At 68.0% G+C, this 7,625-nt stretch carries 9 protein-coding genes and 1 pseudogene; 6 read left to right on the forward strand and 4 right to left on the reverse strand.

Going from position 1 to position 7,625, the window contains the following annotated elements:
* Positions 1-167: 167 nt before the first annotated feature.
* The gene (locus VNR91_RS00890; RefSeq protein ID WP_325488912.1) at positions 168-2,558 is read right to left on the reverse strand and encodes an HAD family hydrolase; all 2,391 of its coding nucleotides are present in this window, start codon (positions 2,556-2,558) and stop codon (positions 168-170) included.
* Positions 2,559-2,728: 170 nt separating this feature from the next.
* Here VNR91_RS00890 and VNR91_RS00895 point away from each other — a divergent pair, with 170 nt between their 5' ends.
* The 5 genes from VNR91_RS00895 to VNR91_RS00915 are packed head-to-tail and all read left to right on the forward strand — an operon-like array spanning position 2,729 to position 5,259.
* Positions 2,729-3,229, forward strand: coding sequence for a phage tail protein (locus VNR91_RS00895; protein ID WP_325488913.1), 501 nt, complete (start codon positions 2,729-2,731; stop codon positions 3,227-3,229).
* 10 nt (positions 3,230-3,239) lie between these two features.
* Complete coding sequence (locus VNR91_RS00900; RefSeq protein ID WP_325488914.1) at positions 3,240-3,755, forward strand: phage tail protein; 516 nt, start codon at positions 3,240-3,242, stop codon at positions 3,753-3,755.
* 12 nt (positions 3,756-3,767) lie between these two features.
* Entirely contained in the window at positions 3,768-4,289 is a 522-nt protein-coding gene (locus VNR91_RS00905) for a phage tail protein (RefSeq protein ID WP_325488915.1), read from the forward strand.
* A gap of 20 nt (positions 4,290-4,309) precedes the next feature.
* Positions 4,310-4,729 carry a hypothetical protein gene (locus VNR91_RS00910; RefSeq protein WP_325488916.1) on the forward strand — a complete coding sequence of 140 codons (420 nt, stop codon included), beginning with the start codon at positions 4,310-4,312 and terminating at the stop codon, positions 4,727-4,729.
* Positions 4,730-4,734: 5 nt separating this feature from the next.
* Positions 4,735-5,259 (forward strand): GNAT family N-acetyltransferase, encoded by a 525-nt coding sequence (locus tag VNR91_RS00915; RefSeq protein ID WP_325488917.1) that lies wholly within the window; start codon positions 4,735-4,737, stop codon positions 5,257-5,259.
* Here VNR91_RS00915 and VNR91_RS00920 read toward each other — a convergent pair.
* Entirely contained in the window at positions 5,238-5,519 is a 282-nt protein-coding gene (locus VNR91_RS00920; protein WP_325488918.1) for a DUF6916 family protein, read from the reverse strand. The two genes, VNR91_RS00915 and VNR91_RS00920, sit on opposite strands and share 22 nt — an antisense overlap.
* A 67-nt stretch (positions 5,520-5,586) precedes the next feature.
* Between VNR91_RS00920 and mtnP the strand changes: the two genes are divergently transcribed.
* The gene (mtnP, locus tag VNR91_RS00925; protein ID WP_325488919.1) at positions 5,587-6,450 is read left to right on the forward strand and encodes an S-methyl-5'-thioadenosine phosphorylase; all 864 of its coding nucleotides are present in this window, start codon (positions 5,587-5,589) and stop codon (positions 6,448-6,450) included.
* Positions 6,451-6,674: 224 nt separating this feature from the next.
* Here mtnP and VNR91_RS00930 read toward each other — a convergent pair whose 3' ends face one another.
* Both VNR91_RS00930 and VNR91_RS00935 read right to left on the reverse strand, forming a co-directional pair.
* Positions 6,675-6,965, reverse strand: a complete 291-nt coding sequence (locus VNR91_RS00930) for a putative quinol monooxygenase (protein ID WP_325488920.1) — start codon at positions 6,963-6,965, stop codon at positions 6,675-6,677.
* Between the two features lie 80 nt (positions 6,966-7,045).
* Positions 7,046-7,625 (reverse strand): annotated as a pseudogene (locus VNR91_RS00935) (aconitate hydratase); the annotation flags it as partial.

Below are 7,625 nucleotides of genomic sequence, written 5' to 3' on the forward strand. Positions count from 1 at the left end.
ATGTCCCGCTCGCCTCGATCCGGCTGAACACATCGGCCAGCCGGCTGGCGCGCGGCGGCCGCGGGGCGATCAGCGGATAGCAAGGGCGGCGCGTCGTCATCGCCGTTGCCATGGCATGGCTACCCCTAACAAATGCCTGTCCCGGCGTGATTTTGCGCGCGGGCCGGTCAGGCCGCCGCGCGCGCCACCGCCGCCTCGCCGCGCCAGTGCAGCGGGCGAAACACCAGCGTCAGCACCTGCGCCCCGCGCACCTTGTCCCCCGGTGGCATCGCGATCACCACCCCGGTCTCGGCGCATTGATAGAGGTCTTCCGCGATCGTGCTCATCCCGTCGACCATCGTCGTCGCCGGGCTGTGATCGGCGCCCCAATTGCCGTCATATTCGCGGATCGGCGTCCAGGTCGCGCGGTCGATCTGGACGGTGTCGCACAGCGTGCCGATCTGCACCGCCACGGTCGGCCGGCGCAGCCCGATCGGCACGCTGACCCGGTAGAAGCCTTCGTGCGTGGGCCAGGCGGTGAATTTCATCACGGTCTGCTCGCTGTCGGTCAGCATCAGCACCGGCACCTCGACCCCGCCGACCTCGAAATCGGTGTTGCGCAGGTCCAGCGCGAAGCGGCTGGTGGTGAGCAGCGACAGGTTGAGCGGCATCCCGTGGCGGGCGATCTCGCCGGGGACGTACATCCGCCGCGTCTCGTTGACATAGGCGATGCCGCGCCGGCGCAGCCCGTCGGCGGCCTCGTCATGGTCGAGCAGCGGGATCATCACCTTGGTGCCCAGGTTGACGTCGTGGTCGAACGCCTCGAACAGCGCGATCTCGCTCGGCAGCGGCAGGAACAGCAGGCGGGTGAGGATCGATCCGGTCATGCGGCGGCGCGAAGCGATGTCGTCGCTCGACGGGCGGCGGTGCATTCCGTCGAACGCGGTGCGGGCGAAATCGAGGCAGGCGGCCTGGACCCGGTCGCGCGTGGCGTTCTGAAAGCTCTTGACCCCCGATTCCTCGCGGATCGGCGCGCCTTCCGGCGTATAGTCGACGGTCGATCCCTGCGCGATGTTGCACATCTGCTCGACCACCGCGACGCAGGTGCCCAGCGCATGGAGCGCGCGGCATTCGAACAGGTCGGTGCCCAGCAGCCCGGCCTTGTCGAGCCCGCTGATGCATTCCTCGCGCAGGAACAGATAGCGGCCGCCGACGGTCAGCCCCATCTCGCGCTCGAGCACCGGGGTGATGATGTTCTGGACGGTGCCCTTGTAGCCGACGTCGACCAGCATCACCGCGTCGCCATCGGCGACGTCGTTGGCGCGCAGGTGCGCGATCAGCCGATCGGTGAAGCCGCGTGACCGCTTGAGGATCTTGCGGACGGTTTCCGGGTCGCGCAGCCATTTGCGGAACGCCTTGTCGTCCTCGGTCTTTTCGCCGGGGCGCTTCTTCAGATGCTTGTCGACCTCGTGGCCGAACAGCATCAGCTGCTTGGCGAGCGCGCGCGGCGGCAGCACGTCGAGATATTCACCGATGAACGCATGGACGTCGTCGGCGGTGTGCAGGCTGGCGCGCGCGGCGGTCAGCCGGCTGATCTCGATCGGGCGGGCGCCGGCGTCGGGATAGAGCGCGTTGAACACCGCATAGGGCAGATAGCCGTCGCGCATCAGGAACAGCGGGCGCACCGGCTGGCCCAGCCGTGCGGCGGTGGCGTCCAGTTCGGCCTTCAGCCACGTCGCCATGGTGTGCATCACCGGGCCCATCACGTCGTGCCCGACGACATAGGCGGTGTCGCTCTCCCGCCGCAGCGCGATCGCCGGGCGGTGGGCCATGTAGCTGGGCACGGTCACGCGGATCGCGGGATCGAGCATGATGCCGGCGGCGGTCTCCAGGCGGAGGCGCTGGATCACCTCGTCGTCGAACTGCTGGAAATGGACGGCGTGGAGGCCGGCGCGCGCGGCGCCCTCATAATCGGCGGCGCGGTTGTCGCCGACATGGAGCACTTGATCGGGCGCGGCGCCGATCGCCTCCAACACCATCGGGAACAGATCCTCGCTCTTGGCGGTGCCATAGGCGGAGGACATGAAGATGGCATCGACCAGCGCCAGCACGTCGTCGCCGGCCGACGCCGCGATCAGGCCGCGCAGTTCCGCCTCGGACAAATACATGTCGGACACCAGGATGACGCGCAGTCCGCGGGCGCGGGCGTCGCGCATCAGTTCGACCACCGGGGCGAACGGAAAGCAGTGCGCCGCTTCCAGCGCCAGTTCGTGAGCAACCGCCGCCTCGATCTCTTCGGGGGTGCCACGGGTCAGCATCCGGCGATAGATCTCGTCCAGGCCGATCTCGCGGCATTTGTCGCGTTGGAACCGCATCCGCCGCGCGACGCCCTCGGCCCAGATGCGCGGTTCGATCCCGCCGCCCGGCGCCGCGATGCCCGCGAACACATCGCGCGGGGCATGGGTGTTGCGCCACAGCAGCGTGTCGAAACAGTCGAGCGACAAGGTGGTCACGCCCGGCGGCGCCCGATCGAGCAGCCCGGAAAGTTCGTGCGCGCGCACCGTCATCGTCATCGCCATCGTCTTGCCCCCATGCCCCGCGGATTCATGGTGGACAGGATATTGACGGGAAGGGTTGCCAAATCGTTGACGACCGGCCCGCGCGCGGCCGCCGGGGGGATGAAAAGATCGCCGTGACGCCCCTATGCGGCGGGCTGAAATTGGCATATGTTCCGGTGGAGGGGGCTCACATGTCCGAACCATTCATGGGTGAAATCCGGCTATTCTCGTTCGCCTTCGCGCCAAAGAACTGGGCGATGTGCAACGGGCAGCTTCTTCCCATCAATCAGAACCAGGCGTTGTTCTCGCTGCTTGGGACGACCTATGGCGGAAATGGGGTGACGACGTTCGCGCTGCCCGATCTGCGCGGACGCACGCCGATAAGCTTCGGCGCCGGTTTCACCCTGGGCGAGCGGGCGGGAGAGGAAGTGCATACGCTGACCGTCCCGGAAATGCCGCCGCACACGCATTTGGTCTACGCGCTGGCGACCGATGCCGACGGCGCCATTCCGTCCCCCACCGCCGCCCTCGCCAGCTTCAACAACGGCTATCGTCCCGGGGGGGATATCACGGTGCTCCATTCGAGCACCCTGTCCAGCGTCGGCGGTTCGCAGCCGCACGAAAATCGCCAGCCTTATGCGGTGCTGAATTTTTGCATGGCCCTGGGCGGCATCTTTCCATCGCCAAACTGAGGATCGTCCCATGACGGGTTACGTCGGCGAAATTCGGATGTTCGGGGGAAATTTCGCTCCCTTGGGCTGGGCGTTCTGCAACGGCGCGCTGTTGCCGATCGCGGAGAACGACACGCTGTTCAACCTGATCGGCACCACGTTCGGCGGGGACGGGCAGTCGACATTCGGCCTTCCCGACCTGTGCGGGCGCGCGCCGGTCCATCTGGGGACGTCGTCGTCGGGCACTGCCTACGCCCTTGGCCAAAAGGCGGGCGTCGAGCAGGTGACGCTGTTGGTGCAGCAGTTGCCGAGCCACAGCCATCCGTTCCTCGCCTCCGGCGCGGCGGGCACGTCGGCGCAGGCGGCGGGCCAGGTGCTGGCGGCACTGAGCGCGGTCAATGTGTTTCGTCCCGGCGCGCCGAACGTGCCGCTGCACCCGCAGTCGACCAGCATGGTCGGGAACAGCCAGCCGCACGACAACATGCAGCCCTATCTATGCGTCAACTACATCATATCCCTGTTCGGGATCTATCCATCCCAGAATTGACAAGGGCAGATCATGGCCGATCCTTTCGTTGCGGAAATCCGCATTTTCGGTTTCAATTTCCCGCCACAGAGCTGGGCCTATTGCAGCGGCCAGTTGCTGCCGATCAGCCAGAACACGGCGTTGTTCTCGCTGCTCGGCACCAATTACGGCGGAAACGGGCAATCGACCTTCGGCCTGCCCAATCTCCAGGGCTCGACGGCGATCGGGAGCGGCGCGGGTGCCGGGCTTTCGGAACGCTTCCTGGGGGAACAGGCCGGTAGCGCGACAACCGCGCTGCTTGCGGCGGAAATTCCAGGCCACAACCACGCGCTGAACGCGATTAACGGCGTCGCCACCACGTCGGTGCCGTCGACGACGTCGGGGTTGTCGCGCAGCCGTGGCGGCAACGCCTATGGCACCGGGGCGCCTGGCACGATGATGGCGCCGATCACCGCGGGAGTCACCGGCAGCGCGGTGTCGCACAACAATATGATGCCTTATCTGACGCTCAACTATTGCATCGCGTTGCAGGGTATTTTCCCGCCACGTTCATGACGCGGGCGGAAGGGGGACGGATGATGGCGGACGATGGCTTGAAGATTTCGCGGCGCGGCATGGTGATCGCGGCCGGCGCGACCGCGATCGCGGCGGCGCCGGCGATGGGGATCATCCAGCAGGTGACCAGCCCGCCCTATGAAGCGGCCAGCTTCGCCCAGTGGCGCCGGCGCGCCGGGTCGGTGCTGCGCGTGCTGGGGGAGGATGGCTGGGTGCCGATCACGGTCGCCGGGGTCGAACAGCTCGCCAACGTCGGCACGCGCCCGCGCGACCTTCAGCGCGCGTTCGGATTCCTCGTCAATTTCACCACCCCGGCCGAATCGGCACCGGCGGGCAACCGCACCTATGAGTTCAGCCAGGGCCTGACCGGCGGCAGCCTGTTCCTGGTGCGGCGCGCCGACAGCGCCGACGGCGCGCACTTCACCGCCGCCTTCAACTGACGGCGATGCGGGTGGTGCTCGACGCGGCGGCGCGGCTGGGCGTCGCCTGCCGCGACGAACGCGACGACGATATCCCCTTCCTGCGCGCGCTCTATGTTTCGACGCGCGCGGAGGAGGTGGCGCGGACCGACTGGCCGGTCGCGGCGCAGCAGGCGTTCCTCCATCAGCAGTTCGACTTTCAGCGCCAGCATTATCGCGCTCATTATCAGGCGGAATGGCTGGTGATCGAGCGGGCGGGCACCGCGATCGGGCGGCTGTACCTGGCGCGGTGGCCGGGCGATTTCCGCATCGTCGACATCGCGCTGTTGCCGGAGGCGCGTGGCAGCGGCATCGGCGGCGCGATCCTGGCCGATGTGATCGCCGAGGCCGTCGCCGCCGCTGCCAAGGTGTCGATCCATGTCGAGCACGCCAATCCGGCGCGCCGGCTCTATCACCGGCTGGGCTTTGTCGAGGTCGAGGAGGACGGGCCGTATATCCGCATGGAGCGCCCGCCCGTGCCGTCATCGGATCAGGTGAAGATCGCCTCGTAATCGGTGCCGTCGGGTCCGCTGCCGACCGCGACGACGAACACGACGTGCTCGTCGGCGCCGTGGATCAGTCCGATCGTCCCCTGCGGGATCACCGGATCGCGCGGGCCGACCAGATCAAGGGCGAAACCGCCCCCTTCGCGCGGCGAGTGCGGGATCGGACGCACCGCCGCGAGCGTCAGCGCCATGGCCGGTTCGGTGCCGGCGATGACCAGCGATTCCCCGATGAGCGGCGTGAAATCTTCCGGACGATAAAATCGCATTATCCCTCCCGCGCCCGACCGCGCCCGCTATAGGGGGCGGATGAGGCACTGACCAGACGGGGGTTGCGTGGGCGGTTGGACGATCGGGATCATCGGCGGGTCGGGGCTCTATGCGATCGACGGGGTCGAGGGCGAATGGGTCGATGTCGACACGCCGTGGGGGGCGCCGTCCGACGCGGTCTTCCGGGGCGCGCTGGGTGACGTCGGGGTCGTGTTCCTGCCGCGCCACGGCCGTGGCCACCGTATCGCGCCGGGCGAATTGAACGCACGCGCCAACGTCGACGCGCTGAAGCGGCTGGGGGTGACCGACGTGCTGTCGATCTCGTCGGTCGGCGGATTGCAGGAGGAGCGCGCGCCCGGCAGCTTCACCATCGTCGACCAGTTCATCGACCGCACGCAGGGGCGCGCGTCGAGCTTCTTCGGCACGGGCATGGTCGCGCATGTCTCGATGGCCGATCCGGTCTGTCCGCGCCTGGCCGCGATGGCCGGGGCGGCCGCCCGCGCGGGCGGCGCCGAGGTGCATGACGGCGGCACCTGCATCGTCATGGAAGGCCCGCAATTCTCGACCCGGGCGGAGAGCCATCTCTACCGCAGCTGGGGGGCGCATGTGATCGGCATGACCGCGCTGCCCGAGGCCAAATTATGCCGCGAGGCGGAACTACCCTATGCGATGGTGGCGATGGTCACCGACTATGATTGCTGGCGCGAGGGTGAGGCGGCGGTCGACGTCGCGCAGGTGATCCGGCAATTGAATGCCAACGCGGAGAAGGCGCGGGCGCTGGTCGGACACCTGCTGCGCGGCCTGCCGGCGGAGCGGCCGGCGTCGCCGATCGACACCTGCCTCGACACCGCGTTGATCACAGCCCCCGACGTCCGCGATCCGGCGCTGCTGGCCAGGCTGGACGCGGTGGCCGGGCGGGTGCTGGGGTGAGCAGGCGCCCATCGGCGCATGATGGCTGCCGGGTGGGCTCGTAGTGCTGCGGTGCGGGATTCGTCGGCGAGATAGAGGCGGCGAGCAATAGTGGCCGTTGCCGCCCTGCCCCGTCATTCGCGCGAAGGGGGCAGCGGTAGTGGCCGGCCGACCAGAGACACGCGACGTTTGGTAATAACGGATTCCGCCTTCGCGGAACGACGATCGCGTGCTGGGCTGGCGCTCTACAGCCCCTTGCCACCCACCGGCCGCGTCGTCGCGGCGGTGTCGAAGCCGGCGATCAGCGGCATCGCCGCGCCGATCGCCGCCTTGACCTGCGGCAGCGCGAGCGAGGCCTTGTGGCTCGCCTCGCTGTCCCACGCCTCGGTCACCCAGATCGCATCGGCATCGGCGGCGTCCTCGGCGACGATGTAGCTCAGGCAGCCGGGCATGTCGGCCGATCCGTCGAGCAACAGCGCGATGAGCGCTGCCCGCTGGCCGGGTCTCGCGGTGATCTTGCCGATCATCCCGTACATGCCACCGCCCTCTGCAAGGGCGGCGCGGCCGGCGAAGGCGAGGGCGATGGCCCCAGCGATCGCCCCGCGCCGCGCGACCCTCATGCCGCCAGCTTGCGCAGCACGTACTGGAGGATGCCGCCGTTGAGGAAATATTCCAGCTCGTTGACGGTATCGATCCGGCAGCGAGTCTCGAACGTCTCGACGGTACCGTCGGCGCGGGTCAGCTTGACCGTCACGTCCTGACGCGGGCGGATGCCGGCGACGTTCTCGATGGTGAAGGTCTCGCTGCCGTCGAGCTTGAGCGTCTCGCGGTTGACGCCTTCCGCGAACTGCAGCGGCAGCACGCCCATGCCGACCAGGTTGGAGCGGTGGATGCGCTCGAAGCTCTCGGTGATCACCGCGCGCACGCCGAGCAGGTTGGTGCCCTTCGCCGCCCAGTCGCGCGACGAGCCGGTGCCATATTCCTTGCCGGCGAAGATGACGAGCGGGCGTCCCTCGGCCTTGTACTTCATCGCCGCGTCGTAGATCGGCATCTCGACCCCGTCCGGCTGGTGCAGCGTGAAGCCGCCCTCCTTGCCGCCCAGCATCTGGTTTTTGATGCGGATGTTGGCGAAGGTGCCGCGCATCATCACTTCGTGATTGCCGCGCCGGGTGCCGTACTGGTTGAAGTCCAGAACC

The organism is Sphingomonas sp. (assembly GCF_035555815.1).
In the GTDB taxonomy this organism is placed as follows: domain Bacteria; phylum Pseudomonadota; class Alphaproteobacteria; order Sphingomonadales; family Sphingomonadaceae; genus Sphingomonas.

What these genes read in the sequence shown, in the direction of transcription:
- VNR91_RS00890 (WP_325488912.1), bottom strand. Translation starts at nt 2,558, where the DNA reads ATGGCGATGACGATGACGGTGCGCGCGCACGAACTTTCCGGGCTGCTC.
- VNR91_RS00895 (WP_325488913.1), top strand. Translation starts at nt 2,729, where the DNA reads ATGTCCGAACCATTCATGGGTGAAATCCGGCTATTCTCGTTCGCCTTC.
- VNR91_RS00900 (WP_325488914.1), top strand. Translation starts at nt 3,240, where the DNA reads ATGACGGGTTACGTCGGCGAAATTCGGATGTTCGGGGGAAATTTCGCT.
- VNR91_RS00905 (WP_325488915.1), top strand. Translation starts at nt 3,768, where the DNA reads ATGGCCGATCCTTTCGTTGCGGAAATCCGCATTTTCGGTTTCAATTTC.
- VNR91_RS00910 (WP_325488916.1), top strand. Translation starts at nt 4,310, where the DNA reads ATGATGGCGGACGATGGCTTGAAGATTTCGCGGCGCGGCATGGTGATC.
- VNR91_RS00915 (WP_325488917.1), top strand. Translation starts at nt 4,735, where the DNA reads ATGCGGGTGGTGCTCGACGCGGCGGCGCGGCTGGGCGTCGCCTGCCGC.
- VNR91_RS00920 (WP_325488918.1), bottom strand. Translation starts at nt 5,519, where the DNA reads ATGCGATTTTATCGTCCGGAAGATTTCACGCCGCTCATCGGGGAATCG.
- VNR91_RS00930 (WP_325488920.1), bottom strand. Translation starts at nt 6,965, where the DNA reads ATGTACGGGATGATCGGCAAGATCACCGCGAGACCCGGCCAGCGGGCA.